Raw genomic sequence first — 22,127 nt, forward strand, 5'->3', positions numbered from 1 at the left:
AACGCCCTCCCCCTGAGTCACACTAGGATCACAAATCCATTGCGATTTTTGGTCGAAGCACCCCGGTGGCGATGTCACACTGGGGGACTATGCGTACCGGACGACCTCTTCTCGCCGCCGCCGCTGTCGCGATCGCCGCCACCGCCGCCGCCTACTCCTTCGGCGGACCAGGAGCCGAGGCCGCTGCTCCCCAGACGAAGGCCAAGCCCGCCACCAAGGCGGTCAAGAAGTGCGTCGCCGACGTCAGATACCCCAAGCGCCAGCTGCGCGGCGTCTGGATCGCCACGGTCAAGAACATCGACTGGCCCTCCGCGACCGGCCTCAGCCCCGCCCGGCAGCAGGCCGAGTACGTCAAGATCCTCGACAACGCGGTCAAGCGCAACCTCAACGCGGTGTTCGTGCAGGTGCGGCCCGCCTCCGACGCGCTGTACCAGTCGCCGCACGAGCCGTGGTCGCAGTACCTCACCGGCACGCCGGGCAAGAACCCCGGCTGGGACCCGCTGCCGTTCCTGACCGCCGAGGCGCACAAGCGCGGCCTGGAGTTCCACGCGTGGTTCAACCCGTACCGCGCCGCCTACGACGCCAACCTGGGCCGGCTGCCCGCCGCCCACCCCGCCCGGCAGCACCCCGACTGGCTGGTGAAGTACGGCGAGCAGTACTACTACAACCCGGGCCTGCCCCAGGTCCGCGAGCACGTCGTCAAGGTCGTCACCGACGTGGTCAAGCGCTACGACGTCGACGGAGTCCACTTCGACGACTACTTCTACCCCTACCCGGGCGCGGCCCCCATGTTCAACGACACCGCCGCGTTCCGGAAGTACGGCAAGGGCGCCAAGCTCGCCGACTGGCGCCGCGACAACGTCAACACGCTCGTCGCCCAGGTGCACAAGGCCGTCCACGACACCAAGAAGGACGTGAAGTTCGGCATCAGCCCGTTCGGCATCTGGCGCAACAAGGCGCAGGACCCGACGGGCTCGGCCACCTCCGGCATGTCCGCCTACGACTCGATCTACGCCGACGCCAGGGCGTGGATCAAGTCCGGCACCGTCGACTACGTCATGCCGCAGCTCTACTGGCCGCGCGGGTTCAAGGCGGCCGACTACAACGTGCTGGCCGCCTGGTGGGCCAACGAGGTCAAGGGCACCGACGTGCGCCTGTACATCGGCCAGGGCCTCTACCGGGTCGGCGCGCGAGACGTCGCGACCTGGACCAAGCCGGGTGAGATGCCCGCGCACCTGGCGTTCAACCGCAAGTACCCCGAGATCGACGGCGACGTCTACTTCAGCGCCAAGAACGTCCTGGCCAACCCGCTGAAGGCCATGGACCGCCTGTCCAAGGAGCACTACGCCCGTCCGGCCCTGCTGCCAGCGCCCAAGGGCGGTGACGCGCCGGCCAAGCCGTCGGGGCTGAAGGCGTCGGGTGCGGCGCTGACCTGGAGCCCGGTGGAGGGCGCCCGTTCCTACGCCGTCTACCGGGTGCCCGCCTCGGGGCAGAGCTGCCAGTCGACCGACTCGCGCAACCTGGTCGCCATCGTCACCGGCACCTCCTACACGGCCCAGAAGCCCGGCACCTACCAGGTCACGGCCCTGGACCCGCTGACCCGTGAGAGCAAGCCCGCCGAGGCGGCGGTCTCCCCGGCCTGATCCGTCCCCGGATCCGCCGGTACGGCCGGCAGGCCGCGCCACGCGCCCGCGTGGCGCGGGAACCCCGCCACGAGAGGCTCCCCGGACGCGCGGGCTGGCCCCGCGCGGCCCGGCGCCCGAGCCGTGCGCGGGGGCGACACCCCGGTGCGCGTGCGCGCCCGCATAGGGTGGCGGTGTGCCGAGCTCGTCACCTGACAGCGACGAGCCGGTGTAGCGTGCCCTCCGACGAAGTCGAGTCTCGGGAGGTCGTGCGTGAGGCGGACCCTGCTGATGCTGGCCGTGCTGGTCAGCCAGATGCTGCTGGGGTGGGCCCCCGCGCACGCGTCGGACCGCGCGCAGGCTCCGGACGGCGAGCGGGTCGCCCTCATCGGCGTGTCCGGCCTGCACTGGAACGACCTGTCCCAGGCCGACACGCCCAACCTGTGGGAGCTGGCCCGCGGCAGCGCCATCGGCTCGATGTCGGTGCGCACGGTCGGCAACATCACCTGCCCCTACGACGGCTGGCTGACGGTGTCGGCGGGCATCCGCTCGGCCTCCGGCTACCGGTGCGGACCGCCGCCCATGCCCGAGCAGCAGGGCAGCGGCGCGGTCATCCCCGACTACGACTACCTGCACGAGGTGGCCGGGCAGCGCTACGCGGGACTGCTGGGCGACACGCTGGCCAAGGCGGGCCGGTGCGCGATCGCCGTCGGTCCCGGCGCGGCCCTGGGGCTGGCCGACGGCAAGGGCGCCGTGGCCACCTACTACGCCTCGCCCCTCGCGGTGAAGGCGGCCGATCTGGAGCGCTGCCGCCTGGTCGCCATGGACGTCGACGACCTCATCAGGCCCTACATCTCCGACGACGGCAAGCTGCCGACCGTCCCGGACAAGCTGTCGGCCCAGGAGCGGCGCGCGGCGCTGCGCCTGGCCGACGCCAAGGCGGGCGCGCTGCTGGCCGTCCTGCCCCAGGACACCACGATCCTGCTGGTGGGGATGTCCGACCACGGCTCCGTGCCGCACCTGCGGGTCGCCGCCCTCCGGCAGCCGGGCGCGCAGGGGCACGCGCTCGGCGCGGCCTCGACCCGGCGCGAGGACATCTCGATCCTGCCCGACCTGACCACCACCGTGCTGACCAGGCTGGGCGTCCCCGTGCCCGACAGCGTCGTCGGCCAGGTCATGCGGGTCAACGGGCCGGGCGCCACGTTCGAGCGGATGGCCGAGTCCGACCAGACGGCCCAGACGATGCGCTCGGTGAAGGGCTACTACTTCATCGCCCTCGCGGTGCTGCAGGTGCTGTTCTACGCGGTGGCGTTCGTGCTGCTGCGCCGCCGTAAGGGCCTGTCCTGGGTACGGCTGGCGGCGGTGACGCTGGCGGCGATCCCCATCACCTCGATCCTGGTCAACCTGCTGCCGTGGTCGACCCATCTGGAGCTGTTCGGCGGCATGCTGGCCTGGCTGGTGGTGATCACGGTCGCGGCCTTCGCCGGGCCGTGGCGGCGCAGCCCGCTCGGCCCGCTGGCGGTGGTCGCGGGCGTCACGGCGGTCACCCTGGCCGGGGACCTGCTGACCGGCACCACCCTGCAGCTCAACAGCTTCATGGGCTTCAGCGCCGAGCAGGGCGCCCGCTACTACGGCCTGGGCAACATCCCGTTCGCGCTGCTGGCCACCGGCACGTTGCTGACCTCCACGGTGATCGCGCACCGGCTGTCACGGCCGTGGGGGGCGGCGGTGGTGGCTGTCCTCGGCACGTTCGCGATGGTGCTGGGCGGCTCGGGCATGGGCAGCGACTTCGGCGGGGTGATCGCGTTCGTGCCCGGCATCGCGGTGACCGCGCTGCTGATCCTCGGCAAGCGGATCTCGCTGTGGAAGCTGGGCGCGTTCTGCGTGGCGGGCGGCGTGACCGTGATGGGTTTCGCGGTGGCCAACTACCTGCGCCCGGCGGCCGAGCAGTCGCATCTGGGCAGGTTCGTCGGGCAGGTGATCAGCGGCGAGGCGCTCGACGTGATCGTCCGCAAGCTGATGGCGATGCTCGGCACGCTGCTCAGCCCCACCCTGATGCCGGTGGTGATCGCCGCGGTCGCCTTCCTCGTCTACGCGATCATGCGGCCGGACCAGGCCACCGCGGGCGTGCTCCCGGCGGCCTTCGACTACTCCCCCGCGCTCAAGGCCGGGCTGATCGGCACGCTCATCAGCGGCGTGGTCGGCACCCTGGTCAACGACTCGGGCGCGGCGGTGCTGTCCATGGCGCTGGCGCTGGCGATCCCGCTGGTGCTGTCCGCGGGCATCGCGGCGCTGCCGGGGGCGGCGGCCGCCGAGGAGCGCCCGCTCGCCAAGGTGTAGGCGGCCACGCGCTCCCCGGGCACCGCCAGGGGAGCGCGCGGCCATCCCGGCTCAGGCGGGGGCGTGCCAGGCGTCGGCGAGCATCGTGCGGGTGTCGCGCAGCAGTTGCGGCAGCACCTTGGTCCTGGCGACCACGGGCATGAAGTTGGTGTCGCCGCCCCACCGGGGCACGACGTGCTGGTGCAGGTGGGCGGCGATGCCCGCGCCCGCGACGTGGCCGAGGTTCATGCCGACGTTGAAACCCTGGGCGCCGCCGGCCCGGCGCAACGCGCGCAGCGCCCGCCTGGTGAAGTCGCCCAGCTCGGTCATCTCCTCGTCCTTCAGCTCGTCGTAGTCGGAGACGTGCCGGTAGGGGCAGACCATCAGGTGGCCGGAGTTGTAGGGGTAGAGGTTGAGCACCGCGAACACCGTCTCGCCCCTGGCGACGACCAGGCCGTCCTCGTCGCTCATCTTGGGGATCTCGCAGAACGGGCAGCCGTCGCCCGCCCCCTCGCCGCTCGGCTTGTTCTCCCCCTTGATGTAGGCCATCCGGTGCGGGGTCCACAGCCGCTGGAAGTTGTCCGGCGACCCCGCCCCAGCCTGCTCCATCGGTTCGCTCTCCTGCATGTTCTGCAGCATATGACCATGGCGGGCAGGGTCGGCGGGGAGCACCGTCCTCCTGCGGTGCGGAGAACCTGGTCGGGATCGTTACGCTTGCCGTACCCCGAGAACAATCATGGAGGAGCCGATGGCCGAGCAGCTGGCACCCATGCCCCAGGACTGGCGACGCGCGCTGGCGATCGTCGCGCATCCCGACGACCTGGAGTACGGCTGCGCCTCGGCCGTCGCCTCGTGGACCGCCGAGGGGCGGGAGGTGGCCTACCTGCTCGTGACGCGCGGCGAGGCGGGCATCGACACCGTCGACCCGGCCAAGGCGGGTCCGCTGCGCGAGCGGGAGCAGCGCGCGTCGGCGGCCGTCGTCGGGGTGGACCAGGTGGAGTTCCTCGACCACCCGGACGGTGTCATCGAGTACGGCCTGCCGCTGCGCCGCGACCTGGCCGCCGCCATCCGCAGGCACCGGCCCGAGCTGCTGATCACCCTGAACTTCGGCGACACGTGGGGCGGGAGGTACTGGAACACCCCCGACCACCGGGCGGTGGGCAGGGCGGTGCTCGACGCCGCGGGCGACGCCGGCAACCGGTGGATCTTCCCTGACGCCGGCCCCGAGCCGTGGGACGGCGTGCGCTGGGTGGCCGTGGCGGGTGCCGACGAGCCCACCCACGCGGTGGACGTCACCGACACGCTGGAGGTGGGCGTGCGCTCGCTGCTGGAGCACCGCGCCTACATCGAGGCCCTGACCGACGAGAACCCCGAGGAGTACTGCAGGGCCTTCCTGGAAGGCGTCGCCCGCCAGGCCGCCGAGCGGTTCGGCGGCCGGCCCGCCGTCACCTTCCAGCTGTTCGCCCGCTGAGCGGTCGCCGGCACGGGACCGCCCCTGCCGCGGGTGGCGGCAGGGGCGGTCTTGGACGCGTCAGTCGCACGGGATGTAGACGAGCGCGGTCGCGTTGTCCTCGTCGTCCTCGAGGTTGACCCGGTCACTGTCGTCGACGGAGACGATCTCCTCGGCGAGTGTGTTCGGTGCGCCGTTGGGCTGGAAGACCGAGAAGAGCGTCACGGTCGAGCCGGTCCTGTTCCTGACCGAGCTGGCCCTGCCGAGATAGCCGGTGCCCAGGCCGTGGACGCCGCACTCGCTCTCCTGCCAGAACAGCGTCGCCCCGTTGGCCTTGTCGTACAGGCAGACGTTGCCGTTCGAGCACTTCCACTTGGGTGCCGCCGTGCTCGACGCCTGCGCGGCGCCGGTCACCGCCGTGAGGACGGCGAGGCCGAGCCCGCCCGCCACCAGGATGCGCGTGAGTCGCATGGATGTTCCCTCCCCAGGAATCGCTTCCCGAGGAGGGTCTCCCGGCGCGGGCGGCCGTGCATGAGTAGACCCCTACTCAGACCTGGACCGCTCAGACCTGGACGCGGCGCTCCACGGCGTTGACGATCTCGGCGACGGCCTCGTCGATCGGGACGCCGTTCTTCTGCTCGCCGTTGCGGTAGCGGAAGGACACCGCGCCGTTGGCGATGTCGTCGTCGCCGGCCAGCAGCATGAAGGGCACCTTCGCCTTCTGCGCGTTGCGGATCTTCTTCTGCATGCGGTCGTCGGCGGTGTCGACCTCCACCCTGATCCCCCGCTCGCGCAGCCTCTTGGCGACGTCGAGCAGGTAGGGGGCGTGGGCGTCGGCGATCGGGATGCCGACCACCTGCACCGGGGCCAGCCAGGGCGGGAAGGCGCCGGCGTAGTGCTCGACCAGCACGCCGAAGAAGCGCTCGATGGAGCCGAACAGCGCCCGGTGGATCATGACGGGCCGCTGGCGGCTGCCGTCGGCCGCCTGGTACTCCAGCTGGAAGCGCTCGGGCAGGTTGAAGTCGAGCTGGATGGTCGACATCTGCCACGAGCGGCCGATCGCGTCGCGGGCCTGCACGGAGATCTTCGGGCCGTAGAAGGCGGCGCCGCCGGGGTCGAGCACCAGCTCGAGCTTCTCGCCCTCGGCGACCTCGCGCAGCGTGCGGGTCGCCTCCTCCCAGACCTCGTCGGAGCCGACGAACTTGTCCGGGTCCTTGGTCGACAGCTCGAGGTAGAAGTCCTCGAGGCCGTAGTCGCGCAGCAGGCTCAGCGTGAAGCGCAGCGCCGAGGCCAGCTCGTCCTTCATCTGCTCGCGGGTGCAGTAGATGTGGGCGTCGTCCTGGGTGAGGCCGCGCACCCTGGTCAGGCCGTGGACCACGCCCGACTTCTCGTAGCGGTAGACGGTGCCGAACTCGAACAGCCGCAGCGGCAGCTCGCGGTAGGACCTGCCGCGCGCCCCGAAGATCAGGTTGTGCATGGGGCAGTTCATCGGCTTGAGGTAGTAGTCGGCGCCCTCGACCTCCATGGGCGGGAACATGCCGTCGCGGTACCAGTCGAGGTGACCGGAGACCTCGTACAGGTGGCCCTTGGTGATGTGCGGGGAGTTGACGAAGGAGTAGCCAGCCTCCTCGTGCCTGCGCCTGGAGTAGGTCTCCATCTCCCTGCGGATGATGCCGCCCTTGGGGTGGAAGACCGGCAGGCCCGAGCCGAGCTCTTCGGGGAAGGAGAACAGGTCGAGCTCGGCGCCCAGCTTGCGGTGGTCGCGCTTCTCGGCCTCCTCCAGCAGGTGGAGGTACTCCTCCTGCTTCTCGCGGCTCTCCCACGCGGTGCCGTAGATGCGCTGCAGCTGCGGGTTCTTCTCGCTGCCCCGCCAGTAGGCGCCGCCCGAGCGCATCAGCTTGAAGGCCGGGATGACCCTGGTCGAGGGCAGGTGGGGACCCCTGCACAGGTCCTTCCAGCACAGCTCGCCGGTCTTCGGGTCGAGGTTGTCGTAGATGCTCAGCTGGCCCTCGCCGACCTCGACGCCGGCGCCGTCCTCGGCGGCCGCGGCGCCGCCCTTGAGCCCGATCAGCTCCAGCTTGTACGGCTCGGCCGCCAGCTCGGCGCGCGCGGCGTCGTCGGACACCTCGCGCCGCGCGAACAGCTGCCCCTGCTTGACGATCTCGCGCATCCGCTTCTCGATGCGCTTGAGGTCGTCGGGGTGGAAGGCCTGCTCGACGTCGAAGTCGTAGTAGAAGCCGTTCTCGACCGGCGGGCCGATGCCCAGCCTGGCCTCGGGGAACAGCTCCTGCACCGCCTGCGCCATGACGTGGGCGGTGGAGTGGCGCAGGATGGCGCGGCCGTCGTCGCTGCCGATCTGGACCGGCTCGATCACGTCGCCGTCACGGACGGGTGCGGCCAGGTCGCGAAGCTCGCCGCCGACGCGGGCGGCGATGACGGTGCGGCCGTCGGCCTCGAGCGCCTCGCCGTACGTCGTGCCGGCCGCGACCACACGCTCGGCTCCGGCGAGGGTGATATGCAGCTCGGCTGACACGGTGACTCCTTGAATAGCACGGTTTCGACGGTGAACACCGATGCTATCGCGGGTGATACCCCAGCCTGGTCAGGTCCTGGCGGCTGCCGTGGAAGACGTCGCGGTCCACGGGGACGTTGGCGTACTGGTGGATGGCCCACTCACGCCACGGCCGGGGCACGACGGGCTCCCCCATCGCCTTCCCCGGCGCGGCGATCCAGAGGGGATGGTCGCCCAGGCCGGCGCAGTTGCCCTCGTCGGCGAACCACTGGAAGGTGTGGATGAGGGGCCGCAGGCCCACCTGCTTGTCGATCTGCCGGCACCAGCGCCGGGCGAACCTGGCCACCCGCTCGGGCGGCAGCCCGTCGGCCGACTCCAGGTCGAGCGCCAGCAGGTCGCCCTCGTGCAGCCCGCCTGCCCGCTCGACGGTGCGCAGGAAGTGGCCGGCCTGCTCGACCGGGTCGTCCTGGGGCCTGGCCACGTGGTAGGCGCCGCACACCAGCCGGTGCTCGCGCATGAGCCGCCAGTTGCGGTCGAACGACGTGTCGAGCCCGGTGGCGCCCTCGCTCGCCCTGGCGAAGGCGAAGGCGACGCCGCTGCCGGCGTGAGCGGCCCAGTCGACCGTTTCCTGCCAGTCGGACACGTCTATGCCGTGCAGCACGCGCTTCACCCTGCCGGAGTCTACGAAGGCGGGCCGGGGCCGGCTTCCCACCGCGCCGCCTGCAGGTCATTGAACAGTTCCAGCCCCATGGGGGCAACCGCTTCGGTCGAACGGGCCCGCACGGTCCGTCACGCCCCTCCGGGTTTCGCTCACTGCGCGTGACCGTTCCATGTGAACGGACGTCAACCGGCGAAGCCGGGGAGTTCCGCTTCCGCTCTGCGGAAGGACACTGTGGTGTTGTCGGTGCCGGCTGGAACGGTGAGCGCTATGAGTGTCGGGAAGGTGGTCGGGTCGGCGGCCGAGGCGGTCGCCGGCATCGGTGACGGCGCGTCGCTGGCCGTGGGCGGGTTCGGGCTGTGCGGCGTGCCGGCGGTGCTGATCGCGGCGCTGCACGAGCAGGGCGCGAGCGGGCTGCACGTGGTGTCGAACAACTGCGGCCTCGACGGGCGCGGGCTCGGGGTGCTGCTGGCGGCGGGCCGGATCGCGCGGGCGACGGGCTCCTACATCGGCGAGAACAGGGAGCTGGCCAGGCGCTATCTGGGCGGCGAGATCGAGGTGGAGCTGGTGCCGCAGGGCACGCTGGCCGAGCGGCTCAGGGCGGGCGGCAGCGGGATACCCGCCTTCTACACGCCCGCGGGGGTCGGCACGCTGGTGGCCGAGGGCGGGCTGCCGTGGCGCTACGCCGCCGACGGGAGCGTGGCCGTGGCCTCGCCGGCCAAGGAGGTGCGGGAGTTCGGCGGCGTGCCGTACGTGCTGGAGGAGTCGATCAGGACGGATTTCGCGCTGGTCAGGGCGGCGAAGGGGGACGCCCACGGCAATCTGGTCTTCGACAAGAGCGCGCGCAACTTCAACCCGCTGGCGGCGATGGCGGGCCGGGTGACGATCGCGGAGGTGGAGGAGCTGTGCGAGCTCGACCCCGACGAGGTGCACCTGCCGGGGGTGTTCGTGCAGAAGGTGGTCGTGCTGACGCCCGAGCAGGCGGCGGTCAAGCACGTGGAGAAGAGGACGGTGCGCGGCTGATGGCCTGGTCAAGGGAGCAGATCGCGGCCAGAGCGGCGGCCGAGCTCGCCGACGGCACCTACGTCAACCTCGGCATCGGGCTGCCGACGATGATCCCCGCCTTCATCCCGCCCGGCGTGGACGTCGTGGTCCACTCGGAGAACGGCGTGCTGGGCGTGGGGCCCTACCCGCTCGAGGACGAGGTGGACCCCGACCTGATCAACGCCGGCAAGGAGACGGTCACCGTGCTGCCGGGGGCGGCGTTCTTCGACTCCGCCCTGTCGTTCGGGATGATCCGCGGCGGTCACATCGACGTGGCGGTGCTCGGCGCCATGCAGGTGTCGGCCCGGGGCGACCTGGCCAACTGGTCGGTGCCGGGCAAGATGATCAAGGGGATGGGCGGCGCGATGGACCTGGTCCACGGCGCGCGCAGGGTGATCGTGGTCATGGAGCACCTGACCCGCGACGGCGTCCCGAAGATCGTCAAGGAGTGCTCGCTGCCGCTCACGGGGGCGGGGTGCGTCGACCGGATCATCACCGACCTGGCCGTGCTCGACGTGACGCCCGAGGGGCTCAGGCTGGTCGAGACCGCGCCGGGGGTGAGCGTCGAGCAGGTGCGGGCGGCCACCGAGCCCGAGGTTGTGACGGAGCGTTAATATCCGGTCATGCCGCCCGTTAGCGTCGCCGGAAAAGTGATGGCGATCCTCGACGCCTTCGCCCACGGCGACGTACGGCTGACGCTGACCGAGATCTGCCGGAGGGCGGGCCTGCCGCTGACCACCGGGCACCGGCTGGTGGGCGAGCTGGCCAGGGGCGGCTTCGTCGAGCGGCTGCCCGACGGCGCCTACCGGGTGGGCATCAGGCTGTGGCGGATCGGCGCCCAGGCGGCGGCCGCGGCCGACCTGCGGGAGCTGGCGCTGCCGTACATGGAGGACCTGTACGAGATCACGCACGCCAACGTGCAGCTGGCCGTGCGGCGCGGGCTGAAGGCGCTGTATCTCGAACGGCTGCGCGGCCCCGCCTCGGTCCCGACCGTCAGCAGGGTCGGCGGCGAGCTGCCGCTGCACGCCACGGGGGTGGGCAGGGTGCTGCTGGCGTTCGCGCCCGACCAGGTGACCGAGGCGGTCGTCGCCGCCGGCCTGCCCGCGCTGACCAGGCACACGGTGACCGATCCCGACCGGCTGCGCGCCGCCCTGGCCGAGGTGCGCAGGATCGGCGTGGCGGTGACGCGCGAGGAGATGACCCTGGGCACCTGCTCGGTGGCTGCTCCGGTGCGCGGGGCGGACGGTGAGGTGGTCGCGGCCCTGTCGATCGTCACCCGGCCGCGCGCCGACCTGCGCGCGGTCGTGCCCACGCTGGTCACCAGCGCCAAGGCGCTGTCGCGCGACGTCAGCGGCCACTACTGACACGGGCGCCGGCGAGGGAGGTTCCGCTGACCGGAAGAGCGGCGGACGAGCACAGGGGGCCGACCATGAGGATCAGGGCATGCGTACCCAGGTAGCGATCATCGGAGCGGGGCCGGCGGGACTGGTGCTGTCCCGCCTGCTCGAACGGCGCGGCATCGACGCGGTGGTGCTCGAGAGCCGCGACCGCGCCTACTGCGAGCACCGGCAGCGGGCCGGGATGCTGGAGCAGGGCACGGTCGACGTGCTGCAGGCCTCGGGGGCGGGTGCCCGGCTGGATCGCGAGGGGCTCACCCACCACGGGCTGGAGCTGCGCTTCGACGGGGCCGGCCACCGGATCCCGCTGAGCGAGCTGACCGGGGGCAAGGCGGTCACGATCTACGCGCAGACCGAGATCGTGAAGGATCTCATCGCGCTGTCGCCCGAGGGCCGGATCAGGTTCGAGGCGGAGGTCGTGGCGGTCGATCCGGCCGCGCCGCGCGTCACCTACCGCGAGAACGGCGTGCTCAGGACCCTCGATTGCGACCTGATCGCCGGGTGCGACGGCTTCCACGGGGTCTCGCGCGCCGCCGTGCCTGACGCGCGGGTGTTCGAGCGTGACTACCCGTTCGCCTGGCTGGGCGTGCTGGCCGACGTCGCGCCCTCGACCGAGGAGCTCATCTACTGCCACCACGAGCGCGGCTTCGCCCTGCACAGCCTGCGCTCGCCCCAGGTCAGCCGCCTCTACCTCCAGGTCCCCCCCGACGAGCAGGTTGCCGCCTGGCCGGACGAGCGCGTCTGGAGCGAGCTGCGCACCAGGTTCGCCACCCGTGACGGCTGGACGCTCAAGGACGGCCCGATCAGGGAGAAGGCGATCACGCCGATGCGCAGCTTCGTCACCGAGCCGATGCGGCACGACAAGCTCTTCCTGGCCGGTGACGCCGCGCACATCGTGCCGCCGACCGGCGCCAAGGGGCTCAACCTGGCGGTGTCCGACGTGACGGCGCTGGCCGCGGCGATCGCCGCCCGCTACGAGGAGGGCTCCACCGCGCTGCTCGACGGCTACTCCGCCTCCAGGCTCAGGGGCGTGTGGCGGGCCGAGCACTTCTCGTACTGGATGACCACGCTCCTGCACACCGACCACTCGGCCGACGCCTTCGCCCGGCGGCTGCAGCTGTCGCACCTGGAGTACGTGGTCTCCTCCAGGGCGGCGGCCACCACGCTGGCGGAGAACTACGTAGGCTTCCCCCATGACGGCCCCTGACCTGCTGCCGCATCTGCGGCGCGCGCGTGATCTGGCCGACCGACGCTACGCCGAGCCGCTCGACCTCGACGCGCTGGCCGGCGCCGCGGGCTGCTCCCGCTTCCACTTCGCCCGCTCCTTCAAGCAGGCCTACGGCGAGACGCCGGCACGCTACCTGACCTCGCGGCGCATCGAACGGGCCAAGGACCTGCTGCGCGCCACCAACCTCGACGTCACCGAGATCTGCGTCCTGGTCGGCTTCTCCAGCCTCGGCTCGTTCAGCTCCCGGTTCACCGCCATGGTCGGCCGCTCGCCGAGCGCCTTCAGGGAGGAGTCCGTACGGCAGGGCGGCCCTCCCCCGATCCCCGGCTGCTTCGTGCTGATGTGCACCCGCCCGCCGTTCGAGCAATCTGGGAGAAGCGGCCCCGGCGGGACCTCCCCTAGCGTCGGACGAGACCGCCTAGGAGGAGGAACATCATGATCAACGGGCTCTCCCACACCTGTGTCTACGTGCTCGACCAGGACGAGGCGAAGGCCTTCTACACCGAGAAGCTGGGGCTGGTGGTCCGCGAGGACATCACGCTCGGCGACTACCGCTGGCTGACGGTGGGGCCGAAGGACCGGCAGGACATCACGATCGTCCTGTCGGCGATCGGCGCGCCGCACTTCGACGAGGAGACAGCGGCCCAGCTGCGGTCCGTGATCGCCAAGGGGGCGATGGGGCCGGGCGTCTTGACCACCGACGACTGCCACAAGACCTTCGAGGAGTTGTCGGCCAAGGGGGTCGAGTTCGTTCAGGAGCCGGCCGACCGGCCCTACGGGATCGAGGCTCTCTTCCGCGACAACTCGGGCAACTGGTTCAGCCTGACCCAGCGCAGGCGCTGACCCCAGGCCCGCCTCCCCGGCGAGGGCGCCGAGCCGGGGTCCCGGCCGTGTCGTGGCGGCCGAAGCGGGCCCTGGTCGCCGGGCCGTGCCCGCCAGACCGGCCGGTCAGCGGAGGCTCTTGAGGAGTTCCCTGGTGCGCTCGCGCGCGGAGAACTCGGCGGCCACGAAGTCGGTGACCCCGATCCGGCCGAGCGCCTCGATCTGGGCGCGCACCTCGGCCTCGTCCCCGACGATCGCCACGTCGCCGGGTCCCGCCGCGCCCTCCCTGTCGAGCGTCGCCCGGTAGGAGGGCAGCCGGCCGTACACCGAGAAGACCTCGGCGGCACGGGTCCTGGCCGTGGCGGGGTCGTCGGTGACGCAGACCGGCAGCGCGCACACCACGCGGGGCGCGGGCCTGCCGGCGCGCTCGGCGGCCCGCGTGATGGCGGGCACGACGTGCTCCTCGACCGTCCTGGGGCCGGTCATCCAGAGCGCGGTGCCGTCGGTCATGGAGCCGGCCAGCTCCAGCATGCGGGGCGCGAGCGCGGCGATCAGCACCGGCAGGCCGGTGCCGGCGGCGCCGAGCCGGATGTTCGCCCGCAGCGTCTCGCCGTTGACCTGGGCCTTCTCGCCGCGCGTCAGCGGCAGCAGGATGTCCAGGTACTCCTTCATGTGCCGGGCGGGCCGCTCGTAGCTGTAGCCGAACATGTCCTCGATGACGATCCTGTGCGACAGGCCGATGCCGAGCGCGAGCCTGCCGCCGAGGGCGGCGTTGGCCGTCAGCGCCTGCTGGGCCAGCGCCGCCGGGTGGCGCGGGTAGGTCGGCACGACCGCGGTGCCGAGCTCGATGCCGGGCACCTGGCTGCCCGCCACGGCCAGCGCGGTGATCGCGTCGAGCCCGAAGATGTTGGACATCCAGGCGGAGGCGAACCCGTCGTCCGCGGCTCGGGCCATCGACTCCCGCAGCTCGGCGATGGGGTCCTGGCCCTGGGGCTCGTTGAGGAACAGTCCGACTCGCATCGCAACCGAACTCCATTCTGTTCTGGATGCGGCGAGTCTAACCCGCTAGATGTCGATCACCGCGTCGGCCACGCGGATCCGCCTGTCGATGAGGCCCGCGGCGTGGAACAGGTCGGCGGCACGCTGCTGCTCGGCGACGAACTCGGGCGTGACCTTCTCCACCCCGAACGGCCGCCTGCGCAGCGCGTTCTCCCAGTCGTCGACGCTGCCGCCGTCGTCGGCCGCGAACAGTTCGGCGGCGGCGCGGTGGTTGCGGGTGATCCAGTCGTCGGACTCCTGGAGCGCGGCGACGATGGCCTTCACCGCGTCCGGGCGCTCGGTGGCGAAGTCACGGCGGGTGAACCAGAGCGAGCGGTGGCTGAACAGGCCGTCGGTCCGCACGAGCGTCCTGGTCCGGTCCTCGACCCGGCTGAGCGCCGGGTAGGAGCCGACCCAGGCGTCCACCTCGCCGTCGAGCAGCAGCCGGGCGGCGTCGACGCCCGCGTCGACGGGGACGATGTCGCTCCAGGCCAGGCCGGCCTCGTCCAGGGCGAACAGCAGCAGCGTCGTCTGCCACGAGCCGTGCCCGAGCGCCACCTTCCTGCCCTTGAGGTCGGCGACTGAGGCGATGCCGGAGTCGGCCCTGGTCACCAGGCGGCCGTTCTCGTGCCGCGAGCCCGAGATGCCCACGTAGACGATGTCGTGCCCCTTGGCCTGGGCGGTGACCGGCGGCGTCGAGCCGGTGCCGATGAAGTCGTAGCCGCCGTCGAAGAGGTGGTCGCCGTGCAGGGAGGGCAGCCCCTCGGCCGGCGAGGGGCGCTCCCCGGCGGGCTGGTCGCGCAGGTCCACCCACTCGACCTCGGGCAGGGTCCGCTCCAGGACGCCGCGGTGACGCAGCACCCAGAGGGAGTTGTTGGAAGGGAAGTAGCCGACACGGACGGTCATCAGGAGATTCCTTTCACGAGGGGGAGCACGTTCTCGCCGACGCGGTAGGCCTCTTCCAGGTGAGGCACGCTGGCCAGGATGAAGGCGCCGACGCCGAGCGCGATCAGCTCGTCGAGCCGCGCGGCGACCTGCGCGTAGCTGCCGACCAGGCCGAAGGCGGGCCCGCCGCGCAGCAGGTGGAAGCCGCCCCACACGTTGGGCGTGACCTCCAGGTCCCGGTGGCCGGTGACCGGGCCGGTGACGAACGACTGGCTGCGCTGCCAGCCGATCGAGTCGCCGGTGGCGCCGCGCAGCACCGAGGGGTCGATGTTGTCCCAGCCCTGCTCGATCTCCGCCCACGCCTCCCGCTCGCTCTCGCGGGCCAGCACGTCGATCCGCACGGCGAACTTCGGCGGGGTGGGGCTGCGCTCGCGCACCCGGGCGAACTTCTCCTCCAGGGCGTGGAACGGCTCCAGCCACGACAGGCAGTAGTCGGCGTGCCGTCCCGCGGCCTCGATGGCCGCCGGCGAGGAGCCGGAGAAGTAGATCTCGGGGAACGGCTGGCCCCGCAGCGGTTCGGGCAGCCGCGCACCTTCGACGCGGTAGAACCGCCCGTCGAAGGAGTACGGGGCGCCGCCCCACACGCCGCGCAGGACGTCGAGGAACTCCGAGGTGCGCGCGTAGCGGTCGTCGTGACCGACCTTGTCGCCCCACCACAGCTGGTCGGGCCCGCCGCCACCGGAGATCACGTTGTAGACGACCCGGCCGCCGGTGGCCCGCTGCAGCGTCGCGGTCATCCGCGCCGCCTGCACCGGGTGCAGGAACCCCGGCTGAAAAGCGATCATGAACCGGTAGGTGGAGGTCTCGCGGCCCAGGCTCGCGGCCGTCGCCCACGGATCGTCGGTGTTGGGGAAGGACGGCAGCAGCCCGCCTGCGAAGCCCGCCCCCTCGCCGGCCCGCGCCACGTCGGCCATGTGCTCGAGGTAGCTGTAGTCGTCACGCACCCCGGGCGCGAGGTTGCCGGGCGCGAGCGGCGCCCAGTCTCCCCTGGAGGGCGTGCGGCGGCGCAGCGAGGGCTGGTCGCCGTGGGTGCCGATGCGCCAGTAGATGTCAACCGGCATGGACGTCCTCCCTGGCCAGCAGCGGCAGCAGGTGCTCGCCCAGACGGTAGGTCTCCTCCAGGTACGGCGTGGCCTCCAGGTAGAAGACCTCGACGCCCTGGTCGATGTAGTCCCGCAGCCGGCGGGCGATGCTCTCATAGGAGCCGGCGAGGCCGTCGAAGCCGTCCAGCGCGGCCTCCCTCTCGGTCTCCCTCGCGTGGACGGCCAGGCGCAGGCCGTAGGCGAGGCCCGGCAGCTCGGCGGTGAGGGACAGGTCGTCGCCGTGGTCGAAGACGTGGACGTCGGCGTGCCGCAGCGACAGGGCCAGTGCGTCGGGCGAGGTGCCCGACAGGTGGACGCGCGGGAAGGCCCGCCCCGACAGCGGCGCCGCGAAGCCGCCGGACAGCACCTGGTAGTAGCGGCCCTCGTGGGTGTAGTCGCGCTGGTGCCAGACGCCCTTGGCGATGGTCAGGAACTCCTCGGCGCGGGCGTAGCGGTCGGCGCCCTCGGTGAAGTCGCCGTGCGCCCTGGCCACGGCCGGGTCGAGGTCGACGTCGATGCGCCAGTCGAGCCTGTCACCGGAGAATCGCTGCAGGGAGGCGGCGACCTTGGCGGCGTAGACGGGGGTGGCGATGCCGGGATGGAAGCCGGCCAGCAGCCGCAGGTACCTGGTCTGCCTGAGCAGCCCCGCGGCGATGACCAGCGACTCCTCCCCCTCGGGGTCGAAGGGCGCGTAGGCGCCGGTGTAGCCGGCCAGCTCGGCCGCCCTGCCCACCTGCAGCAGGTGGTCGCCGCCGCGCCGCTGGCCCTTGCTGGGCAGCGTGATGAAGAACTCGGCCATCACGCACCCCCCAGGATCTCGCGCGCCGCGGCCAGCGGCTCGTGGGCGGCCCAGGCGTCGATGTCGACGTCGGCGGCCAGGAACCCGTGCAGGCGCAGGAAGTCCTTCTGCACGCCCAGCAGGTCCAGGCGCTCCGGCGACAGGTCGGGGTGCAGCGTGGTGTGGAAGTCGTCGCGGTAGGCGGTGGTCACGCCGCGCGGGCCCGACCGGGTCTCCCTGCCGAGGATGGCGCGCACCTCCTCCAGGCTGGTGGCCGCCCACTCGGCGGCGCGCAGCGTCTGCACCAGGAACCCGGTGACGACCTCGGGGCGCTCGGCCAGCAGGTCCTCGTGCACGGTGATGGGCCTGGGCGTGCCGTTGTTGACGCGGGTGCGCGGATCGGGGTGGGCGTCCAGGTCCACGGCCACGACCGCGCCGATCCCGGCGGCCTGCTCGGCGGCGCGGGCGCCCTTGACGTACACCGCGTCCACCTCGCCCCTGGCCAGCTCCTCGATGCCCGGCCATGACCACGGGCCGGCCCCCGCCCCGCGCCCGACGCCGGGCCCGGCGATCTCCACGTCCACGAACGTCACGTCGTCGAGCGTCAGACCCGCCTGCGACAGTGCGCCCTTGGCGCCGTGCAGCGCCATCGCGCGGGGAAAGCTCTCGGCCCTGGTGGCGGCCCACGCGGGCAGCGCGAAGCGGGCGCCGCGCAGGCCGGCCGCGTCCTCGATCCCCGACCCGGGCCGGACCAGGATCGACTGCCACTCCTCGATCCAGGTCAGGCCGATCAGCCGGGTGCGGGCGCCCTCCGCGCGGGCGGCCAGCGCGGGAACGTTCCCGCCCTCGCGGAACAGGCCGAGCAGGTCGTGGTCGAAGTGGTGCCTGGCGATCTCGGGCGGGGCGTCCTGCAGGATGCCGATCTCGCCGAGCTCCTGCTCCAGCCAGCCCAGGTTGTGCGCCAGGCCGGAGGCCGTCGGCACCGGGCAGCGGGTGTACCAGATGTTCATGCGTGCACTCCAAGGTGGGAGAGGAACAGGCCGCGATGGGCGAGGAAGCGGGGGTCGTCGCGCTCTCGCGGGTGGGGCAGGTCGATGCGGCGGTCGACGGCCAGCTCGCCGTCGCGCAGGACGGCGACGCGGTCGGCCAGCCGTACCGCCTCGTCCACGTCGTGGGTGACCAGCACGACGGCGGGCCGGTGGCGGGCGCACAGCTCGGCGACGAGGTCCTGCATCTGCAGCCGGGTGAGCGCGTCGAGGGCGGCGAACGGCTCGTCGAGCAGGAGCAGCTCCGGCTCCCTGACCAGGGCTCTGGCCAGGGCGACCCGCTGGGCCTCCCCACCGGACAGGGTGGCGGGCCACGCGTCGGCGTGCCCGGACAGGCCCACCTCCGCCAGCGCCGCCAGTCCCGCCTCGCGGGCCGAGCGCGGCAGCCCCAGCGTGACGTTGGCCAGCGCCCTGCGCGCCTGCACCAGCCTGGGCTCCTGGTAGACCGTCGTACGGCGGCGCGGCGCCAGCACCGTGCCCGCGTCGGGCCGCTCCAGCCCCGCCAGGACGCGCAGGAGCGTCGTCTTGCCCGTGCCGCTCGGGCCGAGCAGGGCGAAGAACTCCCCGCGCGCGAGCTCCAGGCTGACGTCCTTCAGGACGGTCCTGCCGCCGAAGGACTTGCCTAGCTCCTTGACGATCACCGCCGCCACGGCATGCTCACCCTCTCGACGCCGCGGACGGCCAGGTCGATGGCCAGCCCGAGCACCGCGTAAATCACCACGCAGAGGATCATGTAGTCGTTGCGGTAGTACTGCTGGGAGAGCGTGACGAGGTAGCCGATGCCCTCGGTGGCGCCGATCTGCTCGGCCGCGATGAGGCCGGTGAGCGCGACCGACAGCGACACGCGCAGGGCCATGAGGATGTTCGGCAGGGCGGTCGGGACGACCACGCCGAGGGCCAGCGCCGGCCCCTTCAGGCCGAAGCCCCTGGCCGCCTCGACCAGCTTGCGGTCGACGCCGCGCACGCCGAGGTAGGTGTAGGCGTACATGGGGCCGGCCGCCGCCACGGCGATGAGGACGACCTTGAACGTCTCCTCCACCCCGAACCAGGAGATGAACAGCGGCACCAGCGCGAGGAAGGGCACGGCGCGCTTCATCTGCATGGTGGGGTCGACCAGCTCCTCGCCGAGCGCGGACAGTCCCGCGACCACGCCGAGGAGCAGGCCGAGCCCGCCGCCGAGCAGGACCCCGAGACCTGCTCGGTGGGCCGAGGCGAGCAGGTAGTCGCCCAGCTGGCCGGTTCCCGCCAGCTCGCCGAGCGCGCCGGCGACCTGCTCGGGAGCCGCCAGCACGTCGGAGGGGATGGCGCCGCCGGCCGAGCCGTACCACCAGGCGGCCAGCAGGAGCAGCGGCACCGACCCCCTGACGGCCGCGCTGAGGGCAGGCGGGCGCCGCCTCGTGCCGAGGAAGCGCGGCTCCTCCAGCGCCGTGACCGGTTCGGCGCCGGTCAGCGTCGTCGTCATCGGCTCGCCTTCCGCTCGAAGATGACGTCGGCCGGGTTCGGCGCGGCGGGCAGCACGCCGTACTTGTGGAAGACGGCCGCCACGTCCTTGACGTAGGCGCCGTCGGCGGCGGTGGCCGGGCGCGGAGGGAGTGCGTACCTGGCCTTGGCCAGCTCCTCCTGGAGGCGCGCGCCGGACAGGGCGGTGGGGCCCTGGGTGAGGAAGACGTTCTGGAACCTCTCCGGCTCCGTCTGGGCCTGTGTGGTCAGCTCGCGCAGCACGTCGAGATAGACCCGCACCGCCTCGGGGTGCCGCTGGAGCAGCTCCACCCGCGCGGCCTGGATGGACAGGTCCCGGTCGGGCAGGTCATCGCTGTGCACCAGCACCTTGGCGCCCTTGGCCACGACCTCCGGGTAGGCGCGCACGATCGCCCACCAGGCGTCGACCTTGCCGGTGGCGAAGGCGGAGGCGGCCTGGTCGGGGTTGAGGTAGACGCGGGTCACCTGCTCGGGGCGCAGGCCCGCCCGCTCCAGCGCGAGCAGCAGCAGGTACTCCCCCCGCCCGCCCTTGTTGACCGCGACCTTCCTGCCGGCGAGCTCCTTGACGTCCTTGACCGGGCTGCCGGCGGGCACCACGAGGCCGTCCGTCTTCGGCGCGGCGGGGTCGGTGACCCGGTCGGTGATCGAGAAGATCTTGATGTCCTTGCCGTTGGCGAGGTAGCCGAGGGCGGGTGAGATCGCGCCTTCCAGGACGTTGACCGAGCCGGAGCGGACGGCGTCGACGGTGGCGGTGAAGGAGGCGTAGGTGCCGCCCCACTCGACCCTGGCGCCGACGGCGGCCAGGCGCTTCTCCAGGATCCCGTGCTTCTTGGCGTAGGCCAGCGGGCCGGCGTTGCCCGGGTCCTTCAGCTTGAGCACGGCTCCCTCCTGCGCTTTCGCGGCGGGGGAGGCACAGGCGGACACGGCGAGGAGCGTCGCGACCGCGAGGCTCGCCAGACGAGGACTCATATTCCCTATAATTCAGGTAGGTTTAGTCTGCGTCAAGCCTGGTCTGTAGGGTGGATCTCATGACGCATGAGCGCGCCGGACAGCCCGCCCGGCCATCCGACCTGGTCGACGTGGCCCGCCTGGTGACCGCGTACTACACGCTGCACCCCGACCCCGCCGAGGTGTCGCAGCGCGTGGCGTTCGGCACCTCGGGTCACCGGGGCTCGTCCCTGGACACCGCCTTCAACGAGGACCACATCCTGGCGACCAGCCAGGCGATCGTGGAGTACCGTGCCGCGCAGGGCATCACCGGGCCGCTGTTCCTCGGCGCCGACACCCACGCGCTGTCGGAGCCGGCCAAGGTCTCGGCGCTGGAGGTGTTCGCCGCCAACGACGTGACCGTGCTCGTCGACAGCCGCGACGGCTACACGCCCACCCCCGCCGTCTCCCACGCGATCCTGACCCATCCAGGCTCCGACGGCGTCGTGGTCACCCCGTCGCACAACCCGCCGCGCGACGGCGGGTTCAAGTACAACCCGCCGAACGGCGGGCCGGCCGACACCGACGCCACCTCCTGGATCCAGGACCGCGCCAACGCGCTCATCGCGGGCGGCCTGAAGGAGGTACGGCGGGTGCCGTACTCCCCCGCGCTCGGCGAGCGCTACGACTTCCTCGGCGCCTACGTCGACGACCTGCCCAGCGTGATCGACATCGACGCGATCAGGTCGGCCGGCGTGCGCATCGGTGCCGACCCGCTCGGCGGGGCGAGCGTGGCCTACTGGGGCGAGATCGCCGCCAGGCACGGCCTCGACCTCACGGTCGTCAACCCGCTCACCGACCCGACGTGGCGGTTCATGACGCTCGACTGGGACGGCAAGATCCGCATGGACTGCTCCTCCCCTCACGCCATGGCGTCGCTGATCGCCAACCGCTCCACCTACGACATCGCCACGGGCAACGACGCCGACGCCGACCGGCACGGCGTCGTCACCCCCGACGCCGGCCTGCTCAACCCCAACCACTACCTGGCCGTGGCCATCTCCTACCTGTACGGTCACCGTCCCTCGTGGCCGGGCGACGCGGGCGTCGGCAAGACCCTCGTCAGCAGCAGCATGATCGACAGGGTGGCGGCGTCCGTCGGGCGCAAGCTGTACGAGGTGCCCGTCGGGTTCAAGTGGTTCGTCGCCGGGCTGCTGGACGGCTCGCTCGGGTTCGGCGGCGAGGAGAGCGCCGGGGCCTCGTTCCTGCGACGCGACGGGTCGCCGTGGAGCACCGACAAGGACGGGATCATCCTGGCGCTGCTGGCCTCGGAGATCCTCGCGGTGACCGGGTCGTCGCCGAGCGAGCACTACTCCTCGCTGACGTCGCGGTTCGGCTCGCCCGCCTACGCGCGGGTGGACGCCCCGGCGACCCGCGAGGAGAAGGCGGTGCTGGCCAAGCTGTCGGCGTCGCAGATCACCGCCGGCACGCTGGCCGGCGAGCCGATCACCGGGGTGCTGACCAACGCGCCGGGCAACGGGGCACCGCTGGGCGGGGTGAAGGTGACCACCGAGAACGCCTGGTTCGCGGCCAGGCCCTCGGGCACCGAGGACGTCTACAAGATCTACGCGGAGTCGTTCAAGGGGCCCGAGCACCTGGCCCGGGTGCAGGAGGAGGCCCGCGCGGTCGTCTCGGCCGCGCTCGGCTGACCGCCGGCCGCGTCGGCGCGCCGGACGGCCCACCCGCCCGGCGCCTCACGCCGGCTCCGGTCACCGGTCAC

22 protein-coding genes are annotated in these 22,127 nt (G+C 72.2%); 10 read left to right on the top strand and 12 right to left on the bottom strand.

Going from position 1 to position 22,127, the window contains the following annotated elements; translation table 11 throughout:
* Window positions 1-89: 89 nt before the first annotated feature.
* Together ACWENQ_RS26010 and ACWENQ_RS26015 are read left to right on the top strand one after the other, a co-directional pair.
* Complete coding sequence (locus ACWENQ_RS26010; protein ID WP_449926309.1) at window positions 90-1,643, top strand: glycoside hydrolase family 10 protein; 1,554 nt, start codon at window positions 90-92, stop codon at window positions 1,641-1,643.
* Between the two features lie 252 nt (window positions 1,644-1,895).
* Window positions 1,896-3,962 (top strand): hypothetical protein, encoded by a 2,067-nt coding sequence (locus ACWENQ_RS26015; protein WP_354912181.1) that lies wholly within the window; start codon window positions 1,896-1,898, stop codon window positions 3,960-3,962.
* A gap of 51 nt (window positions 3,963-4,013) precedes the next feature.
* On the opposite strand, the gene ACWENQ_RS26020 is transcribed toward ACWENQ_RS26015, so the two are convergent.
* Window positions 4,014-4,568 carry an HIT family protein gene (locus ACWENQ_RS26020; protein WP_449926306.1) on the bottom strand — a complete coding sequence of 185 codons (555 nt, stop codon included), beginning with the start codon at window positions 4,566-4,568 and terminating at the stop codon, window positions 4,014-4,016.
* 121 nt (window positions 4,569-4,689) lie between these two features.
* Here ACWENQ_RS26020 and ACWENQ_RS26025 point away from each other — a divergent pair, with 121 nt between their 5' ends.
* Window positions 4,690-5,412: a PIG-L deacetylase family protein gene (locus ACWENQ_RS26025; protein ID WP_452416591.1), complete on the top strand. Its 723-nt coding sequence runs from the start codon at window positions 4,690-4,692 to the stop codon at window positions 5,410-5,412.
* A 60-nt stretch (window positions 5,413-5,472) separates the two neighbouring features.
* Here ACWENQ_RS26025 and ACWENQ_RS26030 read toward each other — a convergent pair whose 3' ends face one another.
* The 3 genes from ACWENQ_RS26030 to ACWENQ_RS26040 form a co-directional block, all read right to left on the bottom strand.
* Window positions 5,473-5,862: a peptidase inhibitor family I36 protein gene (locus ACWENQ_RS26030; RefSeq protein ID WP_354912189.1), complete on the bottom strand. Its 390-nt coding sequence runs from the start codon at window positions 5,860-5,862 to the stop codon at window positions 5,473-5,475.
* Between the two features lie 91 nt (window positions 5,863-5,953).
* Window positions 5,954-7,924, bottom strand: a complete 1,971-nt coding sequence (gene thrS / locus ACWENQ_RS26035) for a threonine--tRNA ligase (protein ID WP_449926302.1) — start codon at window positions 7,922-7,924, stop codon at window positions 5,954-5,956.
* Window positions 7,925-7,967: 43 nt separating this feature from the next.
* A complete protein-coding gene (locus ACWENQ_RS26040) occupies window positions 7,968-8,564 on the bottom strand; it encodes a glycoside hydrolase family 25 protein (protein ID WP_449926300.1) in 597 nt (198 codons plus the stop codon).
* Window positions 8,565-8,831: 267 nt separating this feature from the next.
* Between ACWENQ_RS26040 and ACWENQ_RS26045 the strand changes: the two genes are divergently transcribed.
* The 6 genes from ACWENQ_RS26045 (at window position 8,832) to ACWENQ_RS26070 (ending at window position 13,073) form a co-directional block, all read left to right on the top strand.
* A complete protein-coding gene (locus ACWENQ_RS26045; protein WP_449926298.1) occupies window positions 8,832-9,584 on the top strand; it encodes a CoA transferase subunit A in 753 nt (250 codons plus the stop codon).
* Entirely contained in the window at window positions 9,584-10,219 is a 636-nt protein-coding gene (locus tag ACWENQ_RS26050) for a 3-oxoacid CoA-transferase subunit B (protein ID WP_452416593.1), read from the top strand. Before ACWENQ_RS26045 ends, ACWENQ_RS26050 begins: the two co-directional genes overlap by 1 nt.
* A gap of 9 nt (window positions 10,220-10,228) precedes the next feature.
* On the top strand, window positions 10,229-10,969 hold the full coding sequence (locus tag ACWENQ_RS26055; protein ID WP_354912204.1) for an IclR family transcriptional regulator: 741 nt from the start codon (window positions 10,229-10,231) through the stop codon (window positions 10,967-10,969).
* A 79-nt stretch (window positions 10,970-11,048) separates the two neighbouring features.
* Complete coding sequence (locus ACWENQ_RS26060; RefSeq protein WP_452416594.1) at window positions 11,049-12,209, top strand: 4-hydroxybenzoate 3-monooxygenase; 1,161 nt, start codon at window positions 11,049-11,051, stop codon at window positions 12,207-12,209.
* On the top strand, window positions 12,196-12,669 hold the full coding sequence (locus tag ACWENQ_RS26065; protein WP_452416596.1) for a helix-turn-helix transcriptional regulator: 474 nt from the start codon (window positions 12,196-12,198) through the stop codon (window positions 12,667-12,669). The genes ACWENQ_RS26060 and ACWENQ_RS26065 overlap by 14 nt, the downstream gene beginning before the upstream one ends.
* The gene (locus ACWENQ_RS26070; RefSeq protein ID WP_354912213.1) at window positions 12,666-13,073 is read left to right on the top strand and encodes a VOC family protein; all 408 of its coding nucleotides are present in this window, start codon (window positions 12,666-12,668) and stop codon (window positions 13,071-13,073) included. Before ACWENQ_RS26065 ends, ACWENQ_RS26070 begins: the two co-directional genes overlap by 4 nt.
* A 105-nt stretch (window positions 13,074-13,178) precedes the next feature.
* Here the strand turns inward: ACWENQ_RS26070 and ACWENQ_RS26075 are convergent, their stop codons facing one another.
* From ACWENQ_RS26075 to ACWENQ_RS26110, 8 genes are read right to left on the bottom strand one after another with little or no spacing between them, the layout of a single operon-like run.
* Window positions 13,179-14,072 (bottom strand): TIGR03564 family F420-dependent LLM class oxidoreductase, encoded by an 894-nt coding sequence (locus ACWENQ_RS26075; protein ID WP_452416598.1) that lies wholly within the window; start codon window positions 14,070-14,072, stop codon window positions 13,179-13,181.
* Between the two features lie 45 nt (window positions 14,073-14,117).
* Window positions 14,118-14,996, bottom strand: coding sequence for an ABC transporter substrate-binding protein (locus tag ACWENQ_RS26080; RefSeq protein ID WP_452416599.1), 879 nt, complete (start codon window positions 14,994-14,996; stop codon window positions 14,118-14,120).
* Entirely contained in the window at window positions 14,996-16,096 is a 1,101-nt protein-coding gene (locus tag ACWENQ_RS26085; RefSeq protein WP_452416601.1) for an LLM class flavin-dependent oxidoreductase, read from the bottom strand. The genes ACWENQ_RS26080 and ACWENQ_RS26085 overlap by 1 nt, the downstream gene beginning before the upstream one ends.
* Window positions 16,086-16,916, bottom strand: coding sequence for an LLM class flavin-dependent oxidoreductase (locus ACWENQ_RS26090; RefSeq protein ID WP_449926278.1), 831 nt, complete (start codon window positions 16,914-16,916; stop codon window positions 16,086-16,088). The genes ACWENQ_RS26085 and ACWENQ_RS26090 overlap by 11 nt, the downstream gene beginning before the upstream one ends.
* Entirely contained in the window at window positions 16,916-17,905 is a 990-nt protein-coding gene (locus ACWENQ_RS26095) for an ABC transporter substrate-binding protein (RefSeq protein WP_452416602.1), read from the bottom strand. Before ACWENQ_RS26095 ends, ACWENQ_RS26090 begins: the two co-directional genes overlap by 1 nt.
* Window positions 17,902-18,591, bottom strand: coding sequence for an ABC transporter ATP-binding protein (locus tag ACWENQ_RS26100; protein WP_452416604.1), 690 nt, complete (start codon window positions 18,589-18,591; stop codon window positions 17,902-17,904). Before ACWENQ_RS26100 ends, ACWENQ_RS26095 begins: the two co-directional genes overlap by 4 nt.
* On the bottom strand, window positions 18,579-19,403 hold the full coding sequence (locus ACWENQ_RS26105; RefSeq protein ID WP_449926271.1) for an ABC transporter permease: 825 nt from the start codon (window positions 19,401-19,403) through the stop codon (window positions 18,579-18,581). Before ACWENQ_RS26105 ends, ACWENQ_RS26100 begins: the two co-directional genes overlap by 13 nt.
* Window positions 19,400-20,389 carry an ABC transporter substrate-binding protein gene (locus ACWENQ_RS26110; protein WP_452416605.1) on the bottom strand — a complete coding sequence of 330 codons (990 nt, stop codon included), beginning with the start codon at window positions 20,387-20,389 and terminating at the stop codon, window positions 19,400-19,402. The genes ACWENQ_RS26105 and ACWENQ_RS26110 overlap by 4 nt, the downstream gene beginning before the upstream one ends.
* Window positions 20,390-20,448: 59 nt before the next feature.
* Between ACWENQ_RS26110 and pgm the strand changes: the two genes are divergently transcribed.
* On the top strand, window positions 20,449-22,056 hold the full coding sequence (gene pgm, locus ACWENQ_RS26115) for a phosphoglucomutase (alpha-D-glucose-1,6-bisphosphate-dependent) (RefSeq protein ID WP_449926265.1): 1,608 nt from the start codon (window positions 20,449-20,451) through the stop codon (window positions 22,054-22,056).
* Window positions 22,057-22,127: the final 71 nt, after the last annotated feature.

Source organism: Nonomuraea sp. NPDC004354, from assembly GCF_053602555.1.